The sequence below is a fragment of the Nocardia sp. NPDC050717 genome, from assembly GCF_040654275.1.
Classification (GTDB): domain Bacteria; phylum Actinomycetota; class Actinomycetes; order Mycobacteriales; family Mycobacteriaceae; genus Nocardia.
The window spans coordinates 1,070,445-1,091,596 of sequence record NZ_JBFAHR010000001.1 but is presented as its reverse complement, the minus strand read 5'-3'; the positions used below and the strand labels follow the sequence as shown (position 1 = coordinate 1,091,596).

Genomic DNA, 21,152 nt, shown 5'->3' with positions numbered 1-21,152 from the left:
CCCGGATTCGCCGCGAAGGTTTCGGACATGTTCGTTCCCCTTCCCGATACGGCTAGGCGTTGCCCAGCGACTCGCCGAAGATCGCGGCGATCTCCCCGATCTGGTCACATGACGCCGGTACGGGTACGGGGCCGGGGTGCACCATGAGCGCCACCGTGAATGTTCCGTCGGCGGAGGCGATGGACGCCGAGCACGTCGTGCTGTTCTGCGGGGTCCGGTATCGCACGGCATCCCGGCCGCCGATCCGCTCCGAGCCGAAGACGCTGTGGTCTGGGTTCTTGCGGATCTCGTCCAGAGTCGTATCGCTCGAGGTCAGGGTGACGAGTCCGGTCGGGTACTTCTCACCGTCGACCACGGCTTCGCGCCAGAATTGACAGCCGATTCTCGTGTAAGGAGAGGAAACGCTCTCCGCCGCATATCTTTCCCTCGTCGCCGGGTCGAATCCGGCTCTGCTCACCAAATCGTCACCCACCCGTACACAGGGATCGAAACGCACCTGTGCGGCACCGGTCTGCGTAGGCGCAGGCGGGACACTCACCTGGATGGAAACAGCCGCCTGGGTGTCGGTCGCCGGCGTGTCGGCACCCTGATCGGCGGCATTGTCGGCACATGCGGCCAGTACCGTCATGCTGATCGCCAGCCCACCGGCCGCGCAGCTTCTTCTCATAGTCGGAACCTTCGTCGTCGAGGTTGCCGCCGTATCCCCCACCGGAACCAGACGGTCATGAGCCATCGGCGATCATCGCACAGCGCGGGGAGAAGCGAACCTCTTGGTCCGGTTTTGTGGCGCTGTTCTCAGGAGTCACCGTGCCGCGGCGGAGTCGAGTGCTCGTTCGGTCCACTCGGCGGTGGCGAGAAGGGTGGGGTCGGTGGTCGGCGGAAGAGAGAGCAGGACGGCGGTGTGGGGTTCGGGGGTGGGGAGAGAGATACCGCAGGTGGCCAGGTAGCTGAGGAGCATGGTGGTGCGGAGGAGGGTGGCGTTGGCGGTGTCGTAGTGGGTGGGGTCGGTGCGGAGGTCGGCCAGGCGCGGGGGTGGGTGGCGGACGGTCGGGCAGAGCAGGATCGCGCCGGCGAGGTCGGCGGCGAAGGCGGTGCGCAGGCCGGGCATCGCGGTGTAGACGGGGGTGATGGTGTCGGGAGTGGCGGCGTTGGCCGCGAGGCGGCGACGGGTGGCCTCGTCGATCGGCAGCGTGGAGGACAGGCGGTGTCCGTGCAGACGGTAGGCCTCGGCGCCGACGATCGTGCCGTGGGTGTCCATCAGGTGCTGGGCCGCACGCAGGGACGGGAGGACGCGGGTCTCGATCTCGGCGCCCGCGGCGCGCAGCCGGGCGACGGCGGCGGCGAAGGCGGCCGCCACCGGCGGGGCGAGGTCCTCGGTCCATTCCCCCGCGGGCACGACAAACCTGGGTCGCGGCGCCGGCCGGTGGCGGGGTGAACCGGTCGGGAGGAGCACGCTGTCGAGCGCGACGATATCGGCCACGGTTCTCGCGAACAGGCCGACGCTGTCCAGGGTCGGGGACAGCGGCGCGAAGTCGTGCGGGCCGTATCGCCCTGGGCTGGCGCGGAATCCGACGATTCCGCACAGTGCGGCAGGCACTCGGACCGAGCCGGAGGTGTCGGTGCCGACCGAGAGCGGGACGAGGCCCCTCGCCACCGCGACCGCCGACCCCGACGACGAGCCGCCGGGCACGACGGCGGGATCGAGCGGGTTGGCCGGCGTGCCGAAGCGCGGGTTGATGCCGAGACCCGAGAACGCGAATTCGCTGAGCGTGCTCTTGCCGAGGGTGACCAGGCCGCTGTCGTGCGCCCGGCGCACCAGCGGACTGTCGACGGCGGCGGGTTCGTCGTACAGGTGGCTGGCCGAGCCGAGAGTGGTGACGGTGCCCTGGAGGTCGAACAGGTCCTTCCACACGATCGGCACTCCGTCGAGCATCCCGCGACGGACGCCGCGACCGGCGCGCCGGTCACTGGCCTCGGCTTGCCGACGCGCACGCTCGGCGGTCAGCGTGATCAAGACTGCGGACGAATCGGGTTGCTGTGCACGAGATATCGCTTCCTCGGCCAGCTCGACCGCGGTCGTCTCGCCGGTGGTGACGGCTCGCGCCGATGCGATCGCACTGGTCATCGGAACTCCTGGTCGTCGATAAGCGGACGCTCGAACGCTATCGCGCGCCACCCCCGACATGAATGTAGAAACATCCATTCACGACCTGAGATCATGTATGTATCTCCATGGCCGGGCGGTGCGCGGACCGGTTGACTGAACGGCATGACAGCGAGCTACACCGAGCCGGTGACGATACCGGCCAGGCAGGCCAGGTCGGTGCTCCTGCGCACCGGCGACACGGTCCGGATCACCGACGTCGCGGGCGGACAGGTCGGCGACGTCTTCGCCTATCACGCCACCGATCTCACCGAGTACCACAGCGCCGCGCACACCCGCACCCACACCAGCCGTCTGTTCCCGGCGCTGGGCGAGGCGTTCGTGACGAACCGGCGCCGCCCCATCCTGACCTACCTGGCCGACACCTCGCCGGGCACGCACGACCTGCTGATCGCCGCCTGCGACCCGGAACGCTATGCGGCATACGGCGATCCGGGACACGCCAGCTGTGCGGAGAACCTGATCGCGGCCCTGGCCGAGCACGGACATCCGGCGCCTACGCACATCCCGCAGCCGATCAACGTGTTCATGCGCATCCCCGTCGACGCCGACGCGAACCTGACCTGGCTGCCCGCCGCCACCCGGCCGGGCGACGCGATCACCTTCCGCGCCGAGCTGGACTGCCTGCTCGTCGTCTCCGCCTGCCCCCAGGACCACAACGTCATCAACGGGACCGGACCGAGCCCGCTGACCCTGACCGTCCAGACCACCGAGGAGAACCACCGATGACCACCACCGACCTCGCCCACCCCGCCCTCGCCCCGTTCGACCTCGCCGGCCTGCGGCTGCGCAACCGCTTCGCCGTCGCCCCGATGACCCGGATCTCGGCGACACCGGACGGCACGCCCACCGACCAGATGGCCGGGTACTACCGCGAATACGCCGAGGGCGGCTTCGGCCTGATCCTCACCGAGGGCATCTACCCGGACGCCACCCACAGCCAGGGCTACCTGAACCAGCCCGGCCTGGTCACCGACGACCACGTCGCGGGCTGGCGCGCGGTGGTCGACGGCGTGCACGCGGCGGGCGCGCCGATCTTCGCCCAGCTCATGCACGCCGGGGCGATCTCGCAGGGCAACCACTACGGCTTCGGCACCATCGGCCCATCGGCGATCGCGCCGCGCGGGCGGATGATGGCCGACTACGGCGGCGCCGGCGGAGCATGGGCCGCGCCGGCGGAGATGACCGAGGCCGACATCGACGCGGTGATCGCCGGGTTCGCCGCGGCCGCGGTGAACGCCGAACGGGCCGGGTTCGACGGTGTCGAGATCCACGGCGCCAACGGCTATCTGCTCGACCAGTTCCTCACCGATTACACGAATCAGCGCACCGACGAGTACGGCGGCTCGGTGGCCAACCGGATCCGGTTGACGGCACGCGTGCTGGCGGCTGTCCGCGCGGCGGTCGGGGATCTGCCGGTGGGCGTTCGTCTTTCGCAGACCAAGGTCAACGACTTCACCTACCGCTGGCCCGGCGCCGAGGCCGACGCGCGGGTGATCTTCGGCGCGCTCACCGACGCCACCTACCTGCACATCGCCAGCGAGGGACGCAACTTCCTGGAGACGGCACGGCTGGCCGACGGCGCGACCATCACCCAGCTCGCTCGCGAGGTGTCGGGCAGACCGGTCATCGCCAACGGCGGCATGCACGCCCTCCCCCAGGCCGCCGATGTCCTCACCGGCGGACACGCCGACCTGCTCTCGGTGGGCACCGGCGCGCTGGCCAACCCCGACCTGCCCCGCCGGGTCGAGACCGGGGTGCCGTTGACACCGTTCGACCGTGAGATGCTGCATCCCATGGCGAATCTGGACAGCACCGCGGCCTGGCGCGCACGGCGATGACCTGGACGCGCGGCGCCGCGGCGGTGGCGACCCTGACCTTCGACGTGGACGCGGAGACCCCCGTCCTCGCCGAGGGCGGGCGCTACGCCGCCCATCCGATGGTGATGTCGCACCAGTCGTACGGACCCGATGTCGGAGTGCCGCGCATCCTCGACCTGCTCGACGAGATGGCCGTTCCCGCCACGTTCTTCGTGCCCGGCTGGGTCGCCGAGCGGCGTCCCGGCCTCGCCGCCTCGATCGTGGAGCGCGGCCACGAGGTGGCCCACCACTCCTACAGCCACCGCGCCCCGACCACACTGCCGCCGGGCGCCGAACGCGCGGATTTCGTTCGGGCACTGGAGGTTTTCGCCGCGCAGGGCATTCCGGTCAGCGGACATCGGGCCGCGATGTGGAGCGCGAGCGCGGAAACACTGTCCCTGGTGGCCGAATACGGACTGACCTACGACTCCTCGCTCATGGGCGACGACCGGCCGTACCTGGTACCGGACACGGGCGGTCCGGTGGTCGAGCTGCCGGTGCACTGGTCGCTCGACGACTGGGAGCAGTACGCGTTCCTGCCGGAACCGCGCATCGGGTCGGTCATCGAGGAGCCGGACAAGGTCGAGCGGATGTGGCGGGCCGAGCTCGACGGGATGCGGCACTACGGCTGCCTGTTCAATCTGTGCATGCATCCGTTCCTCACCGGCAGGCCGAGCCGGATGCTGGTGCTGCGCAGGCTGATCGAGCATGCGCGCGACCGCGGTGACGTGACCTTCGCGCGCTGCCGCGACGTCGCGGAGTGGGCACGCGCCGACCCGGGAACCCCGGTACGCCCGCTGCCCGCCTACGACATCGACGCGGCGGTCTTCCCGCACTGAGGCGACAGGCCGCCGCGGTTCACCCGCGTGGGGATCGCCGCGGGGTGGACGCGGCGAGGAACAGGTCGACGAGATCGTCGAGCCGGTTGACGTCGCGGCCGGTCAGCTCCGCGATCCGGCCGATCCGGTTGCGCAGCGTGTTCACGTGCACGTGCAGCGCGGCCGCGGTGACGCCCCACTGGCCGTCGTTGGCGAGGAACACACGCAGGGTGTGCTCGAGGTCGGCGCCCGCGCGGGCGTCGTGGGCGCGGACCGCGCCGAGCACCTGGTCGGCGAAGCGGGCGAGCACGTCGGTGTCGAGCAGGCCGAGCAGCATGCGGTGGGTGGCGATATCGGCGAAAGTAGCTGTGTCGGGGCCGTTTCCGGCACGCAGCACCTGGCAGACCTCCCTGGCGCGGACCAGCGAGTCCCGCAGGTCGCTCGCCGTGGACGCGATGTCACCGAGTCCGATCACGATCCGGCCCGCACCGGCGCGCCGGGCGACATCGGCCGGGAGCGACCCGGTGAAGCGTGACAGCTCCGCGGCGCCGCGCTCCCACGGGCACACCGCCACCACGTCCCGGCTGCCCGCCGCGGTGAACACGGGCAGGCCGTGGGTGGCGAAGAGGGCACCCGCCGCGTCGGCGACGTCGTCGAGGGGCGTCGAGTCGCCCGGCGCCAGCGCGAACACCGCCAGCGGTCCGTCCGGCGGCACACCGTAGGCGCGCAACCGCTGACTCACCTCGCCGGAGCGGGCCGGACCGGACAGGATCATCTCCAGCAGCTCGGTCGCGAAGCGCGCCTCGATGGCCTGCACCGCCTGCTGTTTGGTCACTTCGAGGCTCAGGAAACGCGCGGCCTGATCGAGTGCCTCGCGATCGGCCGCGGTCAGGGCCGAGGCCGGTTCCAGGCAGTACAGGCCGGCGTCGATCTCGCCCATCGCGCCCTCGACGAGGTACAGCGCCGACGGGCCTGCACCGAGCAGGTCGACCTCCAGCGGTGGCGGGGTGCGGTTGAGCGCGGCGGCCGCCAGCCGGATCTGCTCGCCCTCCGGTTCACACCCGATGGCGGCCAGGCAGCGGCCGCGCCGGTCGACGACCAGCAGCGGCAATTCCGTATCGCCGCGCAGGATCTCGAGCACTCCGGCCGCGCCGCTGCCCCGCGACAGCGCGGTCGCCAAGGCGTCACCGCGGCGCACCGTCGCGGTCAGTTCCGCCTGCAGCACCTCGTTCTGGATGCGGGCCGCGGCCCGGGTGAGCGCGGCGAACGGAACGCCGATGCACAGCTCGACCAGCGGCAGACCGCGCGCCAGACACAACGTCACCAGCTCCGCGGGCAGCGTGGGCGTCTGGGCCGTCAGCCCGAACACCAGCCCCGCGGCACCCGCACCCGCCACCGCGTCGATGAACCGCCGCGCGCCGACCTGCGGGTACCACAGACCGTTGGTCAGCACGAGCTCACCGGGGCGCACGTACGGCGACGGATCGGGCAGTTCGGTGGTGTGCAACCAGCGGATCTCGGCGTCGAGCCGCTCCGCCGGCCCGGGCGTCACCACCCGCAGCCCGAGCGCGGGATCGGCGACGAGGCGACTGATGGTCAGCATTCAGCGCAACCTACACGCCCCGCCGCGCCTCACAACCCGGCGAGCACGCTGTCGACGATGCCGAGCAGCGCGTCCCGATCACGCTGGACCGGGGCGAGCACCCGCAGCCCGTAGTACGTGCTCTGGATCTGCCGGGCCAGCGTGTCCGCGTCGCGGTCGGCGGCGAGCTCGCCCGCACGTTGCCCCCGCGTGACCGTCTCGCGCAGCGCCTCGGCCACTGTGTCGAAGTGCCTGCGCAGTTGCGCGTCGATCTCGGGATCGGCGGCGCCCCTGTCGATCGCGGCGTTGATCGCGAAGCAGCCGGTGGCGGTGTCGCCCGCGGGCAGGTCGGCATCGATCGCGCTGGTCATCAGCGCGCGCAGCCGATCCCGGACCGGGCCGGGGCGCCGCAACAGGTCGAGCTGCTGGGCGGTGCTCCGGTCGTAATACCGTTGCAGCGCGGCAAGATACAGGCCGCGCTTGTCGCCGAACGCGTGGTAGAGGCTGGACGCGCCGAGCCCGGTGCGCTCGGTGAGATCGCGGGTCGAGGTCGCCTCGTAGCCGTGTCGCCAGAACGCGTCCATCGCCGCGTCGACGACACGGTCCCGATCGAACTTCCGCGGTCGCGCCACGCCCCTACCCTAGGCGCCCGGCCCGACCACGCCGATCGCCTCGATCTCGATCATCCATTCGGGCTCGGCCAGGGCCGCGACCTGGACGAACGATTCGGCGAACGAGTGCGCCGGGAGAAACTCCGCCCGTACCTCGGCGAAGATGTCCTGCCGACCGATATCGGTGACGAACACCGTGGCCTTCACCACGCGGTCCAGCCCGGAGCCACCGTTGGTGAGCACCGTGGCCACATTGGCGAGGGCGCGGCGGGCCTGTGCCGCGAAGTCGCCTGCTCCGACGGTCCTCCCGTCCTCGTCGATGGGCGCCTGCCCCGAGGTGAAGACCAGGTCACCCACCCGCGTGCCCAGCGCGATGCCCGCGCCGTCGTACCAGTCGGGCTCGGCGGTGACACGGACGCGTTCGATCATGGAGCAGCCCTTCGCGAGTTCTGTAGCGTTCGCTTCAAAACTACACCGGTTCTCAGCACTTTCCCAGCCTGGTACTACGTGCGTATTATGGACTTATGGGTTTCGAGTGGCCTGATTGGGCGATCGCTCACCTGATCGGCATCGAACCCAGCGAGGTTCGGCAGGTCCTCGCAGCGTCACGACGGTGGCCGCGCCCGGCCTTCGACGGCAGGGTGGCCGTGCTGACGGTGTGGGGGCGCACCACGGCCGGACGTCCGCTCATCGTGGTGACACGACAGCGCGACGACTGGACGTGGGTGATCATCGGCGCACGCGCGATGCGCGCCGAGGAACTGGCGCGATTCGAGCAGTGGGAAAGTGGGAAAGCCTCATGAGCGATCAGGACTATCCGTCGAGTAAGGAAGAACTGGCCGATTTCATGGACCGGCTGAGTTTCTTCGACGAACATGCCGACGCTCCGCCCCGGCTGCCCGCCAACGAGGACATCATGGTGACCACCTCCATCCGGTTGCCCCTCGGCTTGCATTCACGGTTGAAAGACCTGGCCGACGAACGCCGCGTCGGGGTGTCCACGCTGCTGCGGGAATGGGCCGAGGCCGCTGTCGCCGAGATCGACGACGAGGATCAGCTGATCTCGCTCGCCGAGGCGAAGCGGGCATTGTCACGAGTGCATCCCATCCACCGAGCCAGCTGAGCACACCGTGTAGAACATCTCCCATGAGTTTCTGGCGGCGCCGACCGAAAGGCGATCAGCACACGGTCCCTCGCTGGCCCTCCGACCCGGATGCCCGACAGGCGCTGGCCCGCTATCTCGACCGGCTACCCGCCGACCCGACCGCGCCACGCACCACCGAAATGCTGTTCAACGGCTGGGGACTCGACCTCGGCGGCAGCGACCTGTCCGGCCTCGATCTCGGCGGCGCGGAACTCGGCGAGGCCCGGCTGACCGGGGTGCGACTGGTCGACACCGACCTGTTCGGCGCGTGGATGCTGTCCACCGATCTGTCCGGCGCCGACCTCACCGGCGCCGACCTCGGCAAGGCCCAGGCGCGCGACTGCACTCTGCGCGAATCCCGCCTGCACGGCGCCCGCCTGATGAAGGCCGACTTCGCGAGCTCAAACTTCCATCGCGCCGACCTCACCGGCGCCGATCTGCGCCGAGCCACGTTCAGCGACACCGACTTCCGCGACGCGAGCCTGCGCGGGTGCCGCGTCGACAAAGCCAGCTTCCGCGGTGCCCGCCTGGCGCGGTGCGAGGTGGCCGACGCGGTCGGCACGATCGACGGCCCCGTCGATGTCGGTGAGCGCGCTCCCCGATGGCTCGACGGCGCCGAGCTGGCCTCGTGGTTCGCCTCCTCGGGCGCTCCGAACGTAACGGTTCGTTCGTTGCACTGAGAAACACGACCACCGACTCCGGAACCACGCCGGTCCCACCGGCGGGCCGCCTGGGGTCGGGAACTGAACGCGACGGACTCCCGGCGGACGGACTCTGGTCGCCCGGCGGTCCGAGTTCGTCGAGAACCCGTACCGGGCACGTGATGCCCAGCGCGTTCGCGATCGGATGGAGAGTTCCCGGCCGCAGTAGGCTGTGGTCGCCTGCTACTAGGAGGAGTCGACCATGACCGCGGTGCACCCCGATGAGCCGCAGCGCATCACTGCCGAGGAGTTTCTGACGGGCGAGCCGGATGCGCTCAGCAGCACCTTCGGCGATTTCGAGGTCGTGGACGGTCGTGTGGTGCGAGCGATGGCCCAGAGCGAGGCGCACAGTCGGGTGGTGCGACGCCTCGCGTCGGCCCTCGAGGACGCGCGTGACCCCGCGGGCCCTTGCCTTCGCGTCGGATCCGATGTCGCGGTGCGATTCGCCGACGCCGAGGACAAGTCGGCCGATCGCAGATTGAATGTTCGGTATCCCGACATCTTCGTTCGGGACTGCGAACCGTATGACGTGAGCACCGTCCGGGATCACATCCTGTTGGTCGTCGAAGTCGCTTCCCGCGAGACTGTCGACAGCGATACCGGGATCAAACGGCAGATGTACGCGCGTGCGGGTATTCCGGTCTATCTGATCGTGCATTTCGACAAGAGCTGGGAAGCCATCGATCGCGTCGAGGAGTATCGGCTCGATTGGTCGGGGATGCGGTATATGCCGCATCGAGTACATCGAACCGCGCTGGTCCTGGACAGTCCGGTGACCTTGGCGGTCACGTTCGACGCTTTGGACAGGGCTTAGTCGGTCAGGAAACAGTGCGGGCTCCCACGGATTTCCGTGGGAGCCCGCACTGTTCGATCAATGCCTCAGCGGCGGCGCTTGCCCTTGGCGTCGGAGCGGGCGGCTTCGCGGCGCTCGCGGCGGGTGCCGGACTGCTGCCTGCCGCCGTATTCCTGGGCGTCGGAATGGGATTCGGCGCGACCGTCCTCGGCGGGGCCCGAGTAGTTCAGGCCGCGCGGGGTGGAGTCGCCGATGCCCTTGGCGCGCAGGGCGGGCGGGGCCTGGGTCTCGGCGGGCGTGTCCTGCGGGCGGGTGGCGCCGACCGGGGAACGCAGGCCGGTGCCGACCGAGACGCCCTCGGGCTGCGGCTGCTGCACCTCGACCTGCAGGTTGAACAGGAAGCCGACCGACTCCTCCTTGAGGCCCTCGAGCATCGCGGCGAACATGTCGAAGCCCTCGCGCTGGTATTCGACCAGCGGGTCGCGCTGGGCCATCGCGCGCAGGCCGATGCCCTCCTTGAGGTAGTCCATCTCGTAGAGGTGCTCGCGCCACTTGCGGTCGAGGACCGAGAGCAGCACCTGACGCTCGAGATTGCGCATCGCGCCCTCGCCCGCCAGCCCGTCGATCTCCTGCTCGCGCTTCTCGTAGGCGTTGTGCGCGTCCTCGAGCAGGGCCTCGCGCAGTTCGTCGCGGGTGAGCTCGCCCGCGTCACCGGCGATGGTCTCGCCCGCCAGCTCCTTGTGATCCAGGCTCACCGGGTACAGCGTCTTGAGCGCGGTCCACAGCTTGTCCAGATCCCAGTCCTCGACGTACCCCTCGGCGGTCGCGCCGTCGACGTAGGCGGTGATCACGTCGGTGATCATGTTCTGGACCTGACCCTCCATGTCCTCGCCACGCAGGATCCGGTTGCGCTCGCCGTAGATGACGGTGCGCTGCTGGTTCATCACCTCGTCGTACTTCAAGACGTTCTTGCGGATCTCGAAGTTCTGCTGCTCGACCTGGGTCTGCGCGCTCTTGATGGCCTTGGAGACCATCTTCGCCTCGATCGGCACGTCGTCGGGCAGGTTCAGGCGGGTCATGATCGCCTCGAGCGCGGCGCCGTTGAAGCGGCGCATCAGCTCGTCGCCGAGCGACAGGTAGAAGCGGGACTCGCCCGGGTCGCCCTGACGGCCGGAACGACCACGCAGCTGGTTGTCGATACGGCGCGACTCGTGACGCTCGGTGCCGAGCACGTACAGGCCGCCGGCCTCGCGCACCTTCTCCGCGTCGTCCTCGGTCTGCTTCTTGACCTGCTCGAGCGCGGAATGCCAGGCGGCCTCGTACTCCTCGGGAGTGTTCACCGGATCGAGGCCCTGCTTGCGCAGCAGGATGTCGGCGATGATGTCGGCGTTGCCGCCGAGCACGATGTCGGTACCACGACCGGCCATGTTGGTGGCGACGGTGACCGCGCCGGGCCGACCGGCCTCGGCGATGATCTGCGCTTCCTGCTCGTGGAACTTCGCGTTCAGCACCGAGTGGGCCACACCGCGCTTGGTGAACTGCTTGGACAGATACTCCGAGCGCTCGACGCTGGTGGTGCCGATCAGGACCGGCTGGCCCTTCTCGTGCCGCTCCACCACGTCGTCGACGACGGCGGCGAACTTGGCCTCCTCCGACTTGTAGATCAGGTCGGCCTGGTCCTTGCGGATCATCGGCTTGTTCGTCGGGATCGGCACCACACCGAGGCTGTAGATCGAGTGCAGCTCGGCGGCCTCGGTCTCGGCGGTACCGGTCATGCCGGACAGCTTGTTGTAGAGGCGGAAGTAGTTCTGCAGGGTGATCGTCGCCAGGGTCTGGTTCTCCGGCTGGATCTCGACCTTCTCCTTGGCCTCGATCGCCTGGTGCATGCCCTCGTTGTAGCGGCGCCCGACCAGGATGCGGCCGGTGAACTCGTCGACGATGATCACCTCACCGTCGCGGACGATGTAGTCCTTGTCGCGGGTGTAGAGCTCCTTGGCCTTGATGGCGTTGTTCAGGTAGCTCACCAGCGGCGAGTTCGCGGCTTCGTAGAGGTTGTCGATGCCGAGCTGGTCCTCGACGAATTCCACGCCGGCCTCGTGCACACCGATCGTGCGCTTCTTGATGTCCACCTCGTAGTGGACGTCCTTCTTCAGCAGCGGCGCGATGCGCGCGAACTCGGCGTACCACTTGGACGAGGCGTCGGCCGGGCCCGAGATGATCAGCGGAGTGCGGGCCTCGTCGATGAGGATGGAGTCGACCTCGTCGACCACGGCGAAGTTGTGCCCGCGCTGGACGAGATCGTCGAGCGAGTGGGTCATGTTGTCGCGCAGGTAGTCGAAGCCGAACTCGTTGTTCGTGCCGTAGGTGACGTCGGCGCCGTAGGCCACGCGGCGCTCGGCCGGGGTCATGCCGCCGAGGATCACGCCGACCTCGAGCCCGAGGAAGCGGTGCACGCGGCCCATCCACTCGGCGTCGCGCTTGGCGAGGTAGTCGTTGACGGTGACCACGTGCACGCCGTCGCCGGAGATGGCGTTGAGGTAGGCGGGCAGCACACAGGTCAGGGTCTTGCCCTCACCGGTCTTCATCTCCGAGATGTTGCCGAGGTGCAGCGAGGCGCCGCCCATGATCTGGACCTTGTAGTGCTTCTGGTTCAGCACCCGCCAGGACGCCTCGCGGGCCACCGCGAAGGCCTCGAGCAGCAGGTCGTCGAGGGTCTCACCGTCGGCGTAGCGATGCCGGAACTCGTCGGTCTTGGCGCGCAGCTCGTCGTCGGTCAGCTGCTCGATCTCGTCGCCGTACGCGATGACCTCGTCGGCGAGGTTCGACAGGCGCTTGACCATGCGACCTTCACCAATCCGTAGCAACCTCGTCAGTGTCAGCGCAGGCACGGGTCTCGTCAGTCCTCTGGTCGGAGTGTGTTCGGCTAGTGAGCCACGGTGTTATGGGCCATCGTAGTCCGCAGACCACCGTACCCGGCCGGGAGTACCCGTGCCCGGCGTACCGGGCGGACGCATCGGCCCAGGTCACGGCGGCCGACGAGGCTCGTTGCCCGGCACCGCGTTTCACCTGCCGTGACGTAGGATGGGCCACGTGCCCGATCTGCGCCATTCGGCACCGGAAGGAGTATCGGAGCGCGTGATCACGAGATTGACGCCGCAGGACGCGTCGTTCTATCGGCTCGAATCGAGCAGCAACCCGATCCACATCGGCTCTCTCGCGATCCTGCAGAACTCCGTTCCCGGCGCGACCGACCCGGTCCTCGACTACGACAAGCTCCTCGACCTGGTCGAATCCCGGCTGCCGCTGGTACCGCGCTACCGGCGCAAGGTCCGCGAGATCCCGCTCGAACTGGGCAGGCCGGTGTGGGTGGAGGACAGCCGCTTCGACATCAGCTACCACATCCGCCGCTCCGCGCTGCCCGGTCCCGGCAGCGACGAGCAGCTCTACGATCTGGTCGCCCGGCTGGCCTCCCGGCCGCTGGACCAGGGGCGGCCGCTGTGGGAGATGTATCTGATCGAGGGCCTGTCCGACGGGCGCAGCGCGGTGTTCACGAAGTCGCACTCGGCGCTCGTCGACGGGGACACCGCGCTCGAGATCGGGCACGTGATCCTGGACAACAGCCCGCTGCCGCGCGAGCTGGCCGCCGACGCGTGGCGCGCGCCGCGCGAACCCTCCGAGGTGGAGCTGCTCGCCGGCGCGCTGAGTCAGCTGGCTGCCCAGCCGCGCGAGGCCTACAAGGTGGCCCGTGACGCGGGGTCCAATGCGTTCGGACTGGTCAGGGGTACCAGGATGGCGGTGCAGGCGGCGGCGAACGCGGTGCGCGCGGCCACCTCCGGCGTCGCCGACAGCCCACTCAACGCCCGCACCTCGCGCAGCCGCCGCTTCGACGTGGTCCGCACCGATCTCGAGGACTACCGCACCATCCGGCGCCACTTCGACTGCTCCATCAACGACACCGTGCTCGCGGTGGTCACCGGAGCGCTGCGCAACTGGCTGCTCTCGCGCAACGAGGCGCTGGTGGAGTCGACGAATCTGCGCGCGGTGGTGCCGATGTCGGTCTACGTCGACGGTGGCGACCAGCCGACGCCCGCCAGCGAGGTGTCCTCGTTCCTCATCGATCTGCCCGTCGGGGAACCGAATCCGGTGATGCGCCTGTCGCACATCTCGCATGCCACCGAGGCCGCCGGACGGCAGCGTCGCGGGGTGCGCGCCCGTACCCTGGTGCACCTGGCCGGGTTCGCTCCGGCCAGCCTGCACGCGATGAGTGTGCGCTCGGCGAGTACCTTCGCCGACAACACGTTCAACCTGGTGATCACCAACGCGCCGGGACCACAGACCGCGATGTACATCTGCGGCGCGCGCATGCTGGAGATGTATCCGGTCTCGCCGCTGTTGCGTAACCAGACGTTGAGTTTCGGGCTCACCTCGTACGACGGTCAGGTCTTCTACGGACTCAACGCCGACCGCGACGCCATGGCCGATATCGACGTTCTCGCCGCGTCGGTGCACGAATCGATGGAGGAGTTGCTCGGTGCCTGTCTCTGAGAACGGCAAACTGCGGGTCTACGTCCCGGCCACGATCCCGATGCTGCGTCAGCTCGTCGCCGAGCGGGAACTGTTCCCGCTCGGCGCGACCGCCTTCGCCGTCACGCCCGCCCTGCGCGAGGCCTACGCCGCGGGCGACGACGACGAACTGGCCGAGGTCGCGATGCAGGAGGCGGCCAGGGCGTCGCTGCGGCTGCTCGCCGCCGAGCGCGACGGCGCCGACGACGACACCGCCGACGCCGCGGACACCACCCCCGGCGGCCCGGTGTACCGCCGCGCGGTGATCGCCGCCGACGTCACCGGCGCCAAGCTGCGTCCTGACCTCGACGACGCCGTGGTGAAGCTGGCCGGGCCGATCACCTACGACCAGGTGGCCTCGGTGCACGTCGACCTGATCGAGGCCGAACCCCAGGTCGCCAAGGCCGTCGACGTGATCGACGCCGCGGATCTGGGCGATCCGGACGCCGAGTTCGTGCTCGGCGATGCCGAGGACCACCAACTGGCCTGGTACGCCACCCAGGAACTGCCCTTCCTGCTGGATCTGCTCTAAAACCTACGATGCCGTAACCTGGCAGCGAGCGAGCCACCCCACGGCGGCTCGGATGCACAACAGGGAGACAACGGCAAGCATGGTCATGAACAAGTTCCGGGAATGGCTCGAAGCGCCTGCGGCGCAGGTCGCCGACCGCGGCGGCAAGCTCAATGTGCTGCGCGGCGCGGTCGCCCGGGTGACCACCCCCTTGCTCCCCGACGACTACCTGCACCTGGCCAACCCGCTGTGGTCGGCGCGGGAGCTGCGCGGGCGGATCGTCGAGGTGCGCAAGGAGACGGCCGACTCGGCGACACTGGTGATCAAGCCGGGCTGGGGCTTCGACTTCAAGTATCAGCCGGGCCAGTACATCGGCATCGGCGTGCTGATCGACGGTCGCTGGAACTGGCGGTCGTACTCGCTGACCTGCCCGCCGGACTGGACCGGCGAGGGCGGCAAGCGCCTCATCTCCATCGCGGTGAAGGCCATGCCGGAGGGCAAGCTGTCCAGCCACCTCGTCAACGGGGTGCCCGCGGGCACCATCGTGCGGCTGGCCGCGCCGCAGGGCGGGTTCGTGCTGCCTCAGCCGACCCCGGCCAAGGTGCTCTTCCTCACGGCGGGCAGCGGCATCACCCCGGTGATGTCGATGCTGCGCACGATGGACCGGCGCGACGGTGTCACCGACGTGGTGCACGTGCACTCGGCGCCCACCGACGCCGACGTGATGTTCGGCGCCGAGCTGCGCGCCCTGCACGACAAGCACCCCAGCTTCGTCTCGCACCTGCAGCTGACCGACGCCCACGGCCTGTTCTCCCTGGCCAGCCTCGACGAGCTCTACCCCGACTGGCGCGAGCGCGAGACCTGGGCGTGCGGCCCGGCGCCGATGCTCGACGCGATCGAACAGCATTGGAAGACAGCGGGAATCCCGGAGAAGCTGCACATCGAGCGTTTCGAGGTGGAGCGCTCCGCGATCGGCGAGGGCGGCACCGTCACCTTCGGCACCACCGGCCGCACCCTCACCGTCGACGGCGCGACCAGCCTGCTCGAGGCGGGCGAATCGGTCGGCGTGCAGCTGCCTTTCGGCTGCCGGATGGGCATCTGCCAGACCTGCGTGGTGACACTGTCGGCCGGACACGCCCGCGACCTGCGCAACGGCGACGAACGTCAGCCCGGCGACAAGGTGCAGACCTGTATCTCCGCCGCGGCGGGTGACTGCACGCTCGACATCTGAACACCCCACCCGCGTCGGCCACCAGGTACCCTCGGAGTCATGCGTCGGCCATATGACTGGCCGCCAGCGGCTGGTCAAGGGCCCGTGTGCCGACCGGTGCACCAGGGCCGGGAACAGCGGCACGGCCGCTCGTTTCCGGCCCGCTCCGTTCCCGGACCGACCAGCCGCCAACCGACAAGAGAGGACCCCGGTGGCCATCACCGATATCCAGGCCTTCGCCCATCTCACGGCGGCCGACATCGAGACCCTGGGGAAAGAACTCGATTCGATCCGCCGCTCCGTGGAGACCTCACGCGGTGAGCGCGACGCCAAGTACATCCGGCGCACCATCGCCGCCCAGCGCGCGCTCGAGGTCGCGGGGCGCGCGGTGCTGTTCGGCAGCCGCAACCGCTGGGCCTGGCTCGGCGGCACCGCGCTGCTGTCGGTGGCCAAGATCATCGAGAACATGGAGCTCGGGCACAACGTGAGCCACGGGCAGTGGGACTGGATGAACGATCCGGAGATCCACTCCACCAGCTGGGAGTGGGACATGACCGGGACCTCGGCGCAGTGGCGCCGGGCCCACAACTACTCCCATCACACCTACACCAACGTGCTCGGCAAGGACGAGGACCTCGGCTTCGGCATCCTGCGGATGACCCGCGACGAGGCCTGGCACCCGAAGCACCTGGTGCAGCCGGCCGCCAACCTGCTGCTGGCCGCCACCTTCGAGTGGGGCATCGCGCTGCACGACCTCGGCATCGAGAAGGAACTGGCCGGGATCCGGGCCACCCAGGTGTTCTCGGAACCGAACAAGGACTTCGCGCGCAAGGCGGGCCGTCAGGTGGCCAAGGACTTCGTCCTGTTCCCCGTGCTGACCGGCCCCGCGTGGAAGTCGACGTTGAAGGCCAACGCCACCGCCAACCTGGTCCGCAATCTGTGGGCCTACGCGGTGATCTTCTGCGGGCACTTTCCCGACGGCGCGGAGAAGTTCACCATCGAGCAGCTCGACGGCGAGACCCAGGGCGAGTGGTACCTGCGGCAGATGCTCGGCAGCGCCAACTTCAAGGCGGGCCCGGTGATGGCCTTCATGAGCGGCAATCTCTGCTACCAGATCGAGCACCACCTGTTCCCCGACCTGCCGAGCAACCGGTACCCGGAGGTCGCGGTGCGGGTGCGCGAACTGTGCGACAAGTACGACCTGCCCTACACCACGGGCTCGCTGGGCAAGCAGTACCTGCTGGCCTTCCGCACCATCCACAAGCTGGCCCTGCCGGACCGCTTCCTCAAGCGCACCGCCGACGACGCGCCGGAGACCTCGTCGGAGCGCAAGTTCGCGGGCATCACCCTGCCGGAGGCCCTGCGGGTCGACCCCGACACGGGCAAGCGCTTCGGCCTGCGCTCGGCGCTGCACGACGCGAAGGTGTCGCTCGAGATCAAGGCACGGCACGAGAAGGAAGTGCTGCGCGAGGCCAAGGCGACGCTGAAGGCGCGGGCCAGGCAGGAGAAGCTGGCGCTGCGCGAGGCCAAGCGCGCGCTGAGCGAGCGGGCCAAGCAGGAGCGGGGCGTTTTGCGCGACAAAGCGGCCCGGCGGATGGCGCGCCAGCACTGAGATAACATCTCGGTTTCGATTCCGCAATAGGACGTTTCACACATTCCAGACCCGAAATCGCCAACCTACGCTCTCGTAACCTACGGTAGTGTAACCGGCATGGCGATCTCGGATGTCAAGGAATACGCGCACCTCACCGCTGCGGATGTCGAAGCCCTCGGAGCGGAGTTCGACGCGATCCGCCGCGAAATCGAATCCTCGCGGGGAGCGGCCGACGCGCGCTATATCCGCAACGTCATCCGGTTACAGCGCGCGCTCGAGATCAGCGGGCGCACGGTCCTGTTCGCCAGCTTCCTACCGCCCGCCTGGCTCGCCGGCGTCGCCCTGCTCGGCACCGCCAAGATCATCGAGAACATGGAGATCGGGCACAACGTCATGCACGGGCAGTGGGACTGGATGAACGATCCGGAGATCCACTCCACCTCGTGGGAATGGGACAACGCGGGCCCCTCGGCGCACTGGAAGATCACCCACAACTTCCTGCACCACAAGTACACCAACGTGCTCGGCATGGACGACGACATCGGCTACGGCCTGCTGCGCGTCACCCGCGACCAGCGCTGGATGCCGTTCTACCTGGGCAACCCGATCTACAACCTGCTGCTGCAGATGCTGTTCGAGTACGGCGTCGCCATTCAGCACCTGGAGCTGGGCAAGGTCGCCAAGAAGAAGTGGTCCAAGGACTCGCCGGAGTGGCAGCAGTTCGACGCCGACCGCAAGCTGGTGCTGAAGAAGATCGGCAAGCAGGCCGCCAAGGACTACCTGATCTTCCCGCTGCTCACCGGCCCGTCGTTCTTCAGCACTCTCACCGCCAACCTGGCCGCCAATGTGGTCCGCAATGTGTGGACCAACGCGGTGATCTTCTGCGGGCACTTCCCCGACGGCGCCGAGAAGTTCACCAAGGCCGACATCGAGGGCGAGACCCAGGGCGAGTGGTACCTGCGCCAGATGCTCGGCAGCGCCAACATCAGCGGCGGCCCGGTCATGCACTTCATGACCGGCAACCTCAGCCACCAGATCGAGCACCACCTGTTCCCCGACCTGCCGAGCAACCGCTACGCCGCCATCGCGGTGCGGGTGCGCGAGCTGGCCGAGAAGTACGACCTGCCCTACACCACCGGCTCGCTGCCGGTGCAGTACTTCAAGTCGTGGCGCACGATCCTCAAGCTGTCGCTGCCGAACAAATACCTGCGCCACACCACCGACGACGCGCCGGAAACCAAGTCGGAGAAGCTGTTCGGCGGCAACGCCGTCGCGACCGTCGACCCGGTGACCGGTCGCAGGCGTGGCCTGCGCACCGCGCTGGCAGCAGGCCGCAAGCTGGCCCGCCGTTCGGCGGCCTGACCGTCTGGTTGACTGATCGGCGTGTGTGCCGACCAGCTCAGCGTCTACGACGCGATCCGCCTGCGCCGTGACGTGCGCGCCGAATTCACCGGCGAGCCCGTCGACGACGAGACCCTCTGGCGCATCCTGGACGCCGCCCATCGCGCGCCCAGCGTCGGCAATTCGCAGCCGTGGGATTTCGTCGTGGTCCGGCAGGCGGAGACCCTGCGCCGCTTCGCCGAGCACGTCGCGGACAAGCGGGTGGAGTTCCGCGACGCGCTCCCCGCCGATCGCGCGGCGACCTTCGACCCGATCAAGATCGAGGGCATCGTCGAGAGCGGCACCGGCGTGGTCGTCACCCATGACGATCGCCGCGGCGGGCCGCAGGTGCTCGGACGGGCGAGCGTCCCGGAGACCGGGGTGTACTCGACGGTGCTGGCGATCCAGAACCTGTGGCTCGCGGCCACCGCGGAACAGGTCGGGGTCGGCTGGGTGTCGTTCTACGATCCGGACTTCCTGCGGACGCTGGTCGACCTGCCCGCCGGCATCGAGCCGGTGGCCTGGTTGTGTGTCGGTCCGGTGCGCGAGTTCCAGCGGGTGCCGGACCTCGAACGGTTCGGGTGGCGCTCCGGGCGCGCGCTCGCCGAGGCCGTGCACCGCGAAACCTTCGGTGGCTGAACACGATCCGGGCACCCGCTGGTGGCGGATGCCCGGATTCGGTCGAAGCGATCAGGCCAGTCGGATCAGGCCGTAATCGAAGGCGTGTCTGCGGTAGACCACCGAGGGGCGGTCTGTTTCGCGGTCGTGGAAGAGAAAGAAGTCGTGCCCGACCAGTTCCATCTGGTAGAGCGCGTCGTCGACCGACATCGGCGTCGCGGTGTGCACCTTGGTGCGCACGATGTGGCCGGGACCGCTGAGGTCCTCCTGTTCCTCACCGTGGTCGTGCGCGGCCGCGCCGTTGGGCGCGGTGAACAGCGCGTCGTCCACGAGAGTCGCGGTGGCCTGCGCGACCGAGACCGGCGTCTTGTCGCCGTAGTGCACGACGCGCCGCTTGTCCTTGCTGCGGCGCAGCCGGCTCTCGATCTTCTGGGTGGCCGATTCGAGCGCCGCGTAGAAGCTGTCTGCACAGGCTTCCGCGCGCACGATCGGGCCACGTCCGCGTGCGGTGATCTCCACACGCTGGCAGGCCTTGCGTTGACGACGGTTACGTTCGTGGAACAGTTCCACATCGAACAGGAATATCGACGGATCGAAGCGCTCGAGCCGAGCCAGCTTCTCCGCGACGTGGATTCGATAGTGGTCGGGGACTTCGACATTTCGACCGGAGACCACCACTTCGGCGTTGGGACCCTGGGTCGACGTGTCGGCGCTGTCCTCCAGCGCCGTGGGGTCAGCATCTCGTACTGATGCCCGTGCAGAAGTCGTCACGCGTACCTCCCGGATATGGCTGTACACGAGGGAATGTGTACAGCGGGATTGAGCTGTGCCGATCGGGAATCGCTCGGCACCAGATGTCCGCGGCGCCACCTCCCAAAACTTGCTCGTTCGGTGTGTGATCGCGACGCTAGTCCGCCACGGGCAAGTGCGCCACTGTTCACGCAAATTTCGCGGAGTCAAGCCGTGCAAGTCACCAAAACCGCGCGCGGACGTACACCGAACCGGCTAAGGACACGGACCGATTCGGCTACAGTCGCCCCGGTCGTGAGCACATCGTCGACCAGGATCACCTCGGCGTTCGCGGCGATCGCGGCGGCCGCGGCACCACTGTGGACGACCATGATCCGGCCGCGCAGATTGTGTGCTCGTTCATGGATCGTCAGGCCCACCGAATCGCGCACACCCCGGCCCATCCGCAGCAGCGGCACGGTCCGGCTATCGATCAGCCACCGCGTCGCGACGGTCGCGCAGCGCGTCACCGGGTCACCGCCGCGGCGCCGGGCGGCCGTGCCACGGGTGGGCGCCGGAACGAGCACGAGCGGGCGATGCGGGGCCCGCAGGGCGGTGAGCGCGGTGGCCAGTGCCAGACCGAGCGGCTCGGCCAGATCGCGGCGTCCGCGCTCCTTGGCGGCCAGCACCGCCCGCCCCGCCGGGCCCGCGTAGGGACCCAGCGCCCAGCACGGGACGCCCGGATCGGTGCGTGGGCGCACCCGCACCGGGCCGCGACGCAACGCGGCGGCACAGTCGCCGCACCAGGCGGTACCGGGCGCCCCGCAGCCGCCACACCGGGCCGGGATCACCAGATCGAGCAGCGTGTTCACAGC

The 21,152-nt window shown here is 69.0% G+C and carries 21 protein-coding genes; 13 read left to right on the top strand and 8 right to left on the bottom strand.

Annotation, left to right across the window (positions count from 1 at the left end; all coding sequences use genetic code 11):
• Positions 1-52: 52 nt before the first annotated feature.
• Together AB0H56_RS05165 and AB0H56_RS05160 are read right to left on the bottom strand one after the other, a co-directional pair.
• Entirely contained in the window at positions 53-733 is a 681-nt protein-coding gene (locus AB0H56_RS05165) for a DUF3558 domain-containing protein (RefSeq protein ID WP_357157356.1), read from the bottom strand.
• A gap of 69 nt (positions 734-802) precedes the next feature.
• Positions 803-2,125, bottom strand: coding sequence for an amidase family protein (locus tag AB0H56_RS05160; RefSeq protein WP_357157353.1), 1,323 nt, complete (start codon positions 2,123-2,125; stop codon positions 803-805).
• A 144-nt stretch (positions 2,126-2,269) separates the two neighbouring features.
• Between AB0H56_RS05160 and AB0H56_RS05155 the strand changes: the two genes are divergently transcribed.
• Genes AB0H56_RS05155 through AB0H56_RS05145 form a run of 3 tightly spaced genes read left to right on the top strand, consistent with a single transcriptional unit; the run spans position 2,270 to position 4,862 of the window.
• A complete protein-coding gene (locus tag AB0H56_RS05155; RefSeq protein WP_357157350.1) occupies positions 2,270-2,893 on the top strand; it encodes an urea carboxylase-associated family protein in 624 nt (207 codons plus the stop codon).
• Positions 2,890-4,005 (top strand): NADH:flavin oxidoreductase, encoded by a 1,116-nt coding sequence (locus AB0H56_RS05150; protein ID WP_357157347.1) that lies wholly within the window; start codon positions 2,890-2,892, stop codon positions 4,003-4,005. The genes AB0H56_RS05155 and AB0H56_RS05150 overlap by 4 nt, the downstream gene beginning before the upstream one ends.
• Positions 4,002-4,862 (top strand): polysaccharide deacetylase, encoded by an 861-nt coding sequence (locus AB0H56_RS05145; protein ID WP_357157345.1) that lies wholly within the window; start codon positions 4,002-4,004, stop codon positions 4,860-4,862. Before AB0H56_RS05150 ends, AB0H56_RS05145 begins: the two co-directional genes overlap by 4 nt.
• A 19-nt stretch (positions 4,863-4,881) precedes the next feature.
• Here AB0H56_RS05145 and AB0H56_RS05140 read toward each other — a convergent pair whose 3' ends face one another.
• Genes AB0H56_RS05140 through AB0H56_RS05130 form a run of 3 tightly spaced genes read right to left on the bottom strand, consistent with a single transcriptional unit; the run spans position 4,882 to position 7,463 of the window.
• Positions 4,882-6,444, bottom strand: a complete 1,563-nt coding sequence (locus AB0H56_RS05140; protein WP_357157342.1) for a PucR family transcriptional regulator ligand-binding domain-containing protein — start codon at positions 6,442-6,444, stop codon at positions 4,882-4,884.
• A 29-nt stretch (positions 6,445-6,473) separates the two neighbouring features.
• Positions 6,474-7,055, bottom strand: a complete 582-nt coding sequence (locus AB0H56_RS05135) for a TetR/AcrR family transcriptional regulator (RefSeq protein WP_357157339.1) — start codon at positions 7,053-7,055, stop codon at positions 6,474-6,476.
• A gap of 9 nt (positions 7,056-7,064) precedes the next feature.
• Positions 7,065-7,463 carry a RidA family protein gene (locus AB0H56_RS05130; RefSeq protein WP_357157336.1) on the bottom strand — a complete coding sequence of 133 codons (399 nt, stop codon included), beginning with the start codon at positions 7,461-7,463 and terminating at the stop codon, positions 7,065-7,067.
• A 95-nt stretch (positions 7,464-7,558) separates the two neighbouring features.
• On the opposite strand from AB0H56_RS05130, the gene AB0H56_RS05125 reads away from it, so the two are divergent.
• The 4 genes from AB0H56_RS05125 (at position 7,559) to AB0H56_RS05110 (ending at position 9,693) form a co-directional block, all read left to right on the top strand.
• Positions 7,559-7,837 (top strand): hypothetical protein, encoded by a 279-nt coding sequence (locus AB0H56_RS05125; protein ID WP_357157333.1) that lies wholly within the window; start codon positions 7,559-7,561, stop codon positions 7,835-7,837.
• A complete protein-coding gene (locus AB0H56_RS05120; RefSeq protein WP_357157330.1) occupies positions 7,834-8,157 on the top strand; it encodes a hypothetical protein in 324 nt (107 codons plus the stop codon). Before AB0H56_RS05125 ends, AB0H56_RS05120 begins: the two co-directional genes overlap by 4 nt.
• Before the next feature lie 23 nt (positions 8,158-8,180).
• Entirely contained in the window at positions 8,181-8,858 is a 678-nt protein-coding gene (locus tag AB0H56_RS05115) for a pentapeptide repeat-containing protein (protein WP_357157326.1), read from the top strand.
• A gap of 223 nt (positions 8,859-9,081) precedes the next feature.
• Positions 9,082-9,693 carry a Uma2 family endonuclease gene (locus tag AB0H56_RS05110; protein WP_357157323.1) on the top strand — a complete coding sequence of 204 codons (612 nt, stop codon included), beginning with the start codon at positions 9,082-9,084 and terminating at the stop codon, positions 9,691-9,693.
• A gap of 65 nt (positions 9,694-9,758) precedes the next feature.
• On the opposite strand, the gene secA is transcribed toward AB0H56_RS05110, so the two are convergent.
• A complete protein-coding gene (gene secA / locus AB0H56_RS05105; protein WP_357157320.1) occupies positions 9,759-12,560 on the bottom strand; it encodes a preprotein translocase subunit SecA in 2,802 nt (933 codons plus the stop codon).
• A 247-nt stretch (positions 12,561-12,807) separates the two neighbouring features.
• On the opposite strand from secA, the gene AB0H56_RS05100 reads away from it, so the two are divergent.
• The 6 genes from AB0H56_RS05100 (at position 12,808) to bluB (ending at position 19,569) form a co-directional block, all read left to right on the top strand.
• Complete coding sequence (locus AB0H56_RS05100) at positions 12,808-14,217, top strand: wax ester/triacylglycerol synthase family O-acyltransferase (protein ID WP_357157317.1); 1,410 nt, start codon at positions 12,808-12,810, stop codon at positions 14,215-14,217.
• A 40-nt stretch (positions 14,218-14,257) separates the two neighbouring features.
• The gene (locus AB0H56_RS05095) at positions 14,258-14,767 is read left to right on the top strand and encodes a hypothetical protein (protein ID WP_357157885.1); all 510 of its coding nucleotides are present in this window, start codon (positions 14,258-14,260) and stop codon (positions 14,765-14,767) included.
• Between the two features lie 79 nt (positions 14,768-14,846).
• The gene (locus AB0H56_RS05090; RefSeq protein WP_357157314.1) at positions 14,847-15,977 is read left to right on the top strand and encodes a ferredoxin reductase; all 1,131 of its coding nucleotides are present in this window, start codon (positions 14,847-14,849) and stop codon (positions 15,975-15,977) included.
• Positions 15,978-16,167: 190 nt separating this feature from the next.
• Positions 16,168-17,568, top strand: a complete 1,401-nt coding sequence (locus AB0H56_RS05085; protein WP_357157311.1) for a fatty acid desaturase — start codon at positions 16,168-16,170, stop codon at positions 17,566-17,568.
• A gap of 99 nt (positions 17,569-17,667) precedes the next feature.
• Positions 17,668-18,912, top strand: coding sequence for a fatty acid desaturase (locus AB0H56_RS05080; RefSeq protein WP_357157308.1), 1,245 nt, complete (start codon positions 17,668-17,670; stop codon positions 18,910-18,912).
• Between the two features lie 21 nt (positions 18,913-18,933).
• Entirely contained in the window at positions 18,934-19,569 is a 636-nt protein-coding gene (gene bluB / locus AB0H56_RS05075; RefSeq protein WP_357157305.1) for a 5,6-dimethylbenzimidazole synthase, read from the top strand.
• Positions 19,570-19,620: 51 nt separating this feature from the next.
• Here bluB and raiA read toward each other — a convergent pair whose 3' ends face one another.
• Together raiA and AB0H56_RS05065 are read right to left on the bottom strand one after the other, a co-directional pair.
• Positions 19,621-20,319, bottom strand: a complete 699-nt coding sequence (gene raiA, locus AB0H56_RS05070) for a ribosome-associated translation inhibitor RaiA (RefSeq protein WP_357157303.1) — start codon at positions 20,317-20,319, stop codon at positions 19,621-19,623.
• A gap of 185 nt (positions 20,320-20,504) precedes the next feature.
• Positions 20,505-21,149, bottom strand: a complete 645-nt coding sequence (locus AB0H56_RS05065) for a ComF family protein (RefSeq protein ID WP_357157301.1) — start codon at positions 21,147-21,149, stop codon at positions 20,505-20,507.
• Positions 21,150-21,152: the final 3 nt, after the last annotated feature.

Coding starts and splice junctions, on each gene's coding strand:
- AB0H56_RS05155 (WP_357157350.1), top strand. CDS start 2,270: ATGACAGCGAGCTACACCGAGCCGGTGACGATACCGGCCAGGCAGGCC.
- AB0H56_RS05110 (WP_357157323.1), top strand. CDS start 9,082: ATGACCGCGGTGCACCCCGATGAGCCGCAGCGCATCACTGCCGAGGAG.
- AB0H56_RS05165 (WP_357157356.1), bottom strand. CDS start 733: ATGGCTCATGACCGTCTGGTTCCGGTGGGGGATACGGCGGCAACCTCG.
- AB0H56_RS05160 (WP_357157353.1), bottom strand. CDS start 2,125: ATGACCAGTGCGATCGCATCGGCGCGAGCCGTCACCACCGGCGAGACG.
- AB0H56_RS05095 (WP_357157885.1), top strand. CDS start 14,258: ATGCTGCGTCAGCTCGTCGCCGAGCGGGAACTGTTCCCGCTCGGCGCG.
- AB0H56_RS05140 (WP_357157342.1), bottom strand. CDS start 6,444: ATGCTGACCATCAGTCGCCTCGTCGCCGATCCCGCGCTCGGGCTGCGG.
- AB0H56_RS05150 (WP_357157347.1), top strand. CDS start 2,890: ATGACCACCACCGACCTCGCCCACCCCGCCCTCGCCCCGTTCGACCTC.
- AB0H56_RS05125 (WP_357157333.1), top strand. CDS start 7,559: ATGGGTTTCGAGTGGCCTGATTGGGCGATCGCTCACCTGATCGGCATC.
- AB0H56_RS05145 (WP_357157345.1), top strand. CDS start 4,002: ATGACCTGGACGCGCGGCGCCGCGGCGGTGGCGACCCTGACCTTCGAC.
- AB0H56_RS05090 (WP_357157314.1), top strand. CDS start 14,847: ATGGTCATGAACAAGTTCCGGGAATGGCTCGAAGCGCCTGCGGCGCAG.
- AB0H56_RS05115 (WP_357157326.1), top strand. CDS start 8,181: ATGAGTTTCTGGCGGCGCCGACCGAAAGGCGATCAGCACACGGTCCCT.
- AB0H56_RS05130 (WP_357157336.1), bottom strand. CDS start 7,463: ATGATCGAACGCGTCCGTGTCACCGCCGAGCCCGACTGGTACGACGGC.
- AB0H56_RS05120 (WP_357157330.1), top strand. CDS start 7,834: ATGAGCGATCAGGACTATCCGTCGAGTAAGGAAGAACTGGCCGATTTC.
- AB0H56_RS05080 (WP_357157308.1), top strand. CDS start 17,668: ATGGCGATCTCGGATGTCAAGGAATACGCGCACCTCACCGCTGCGGAT.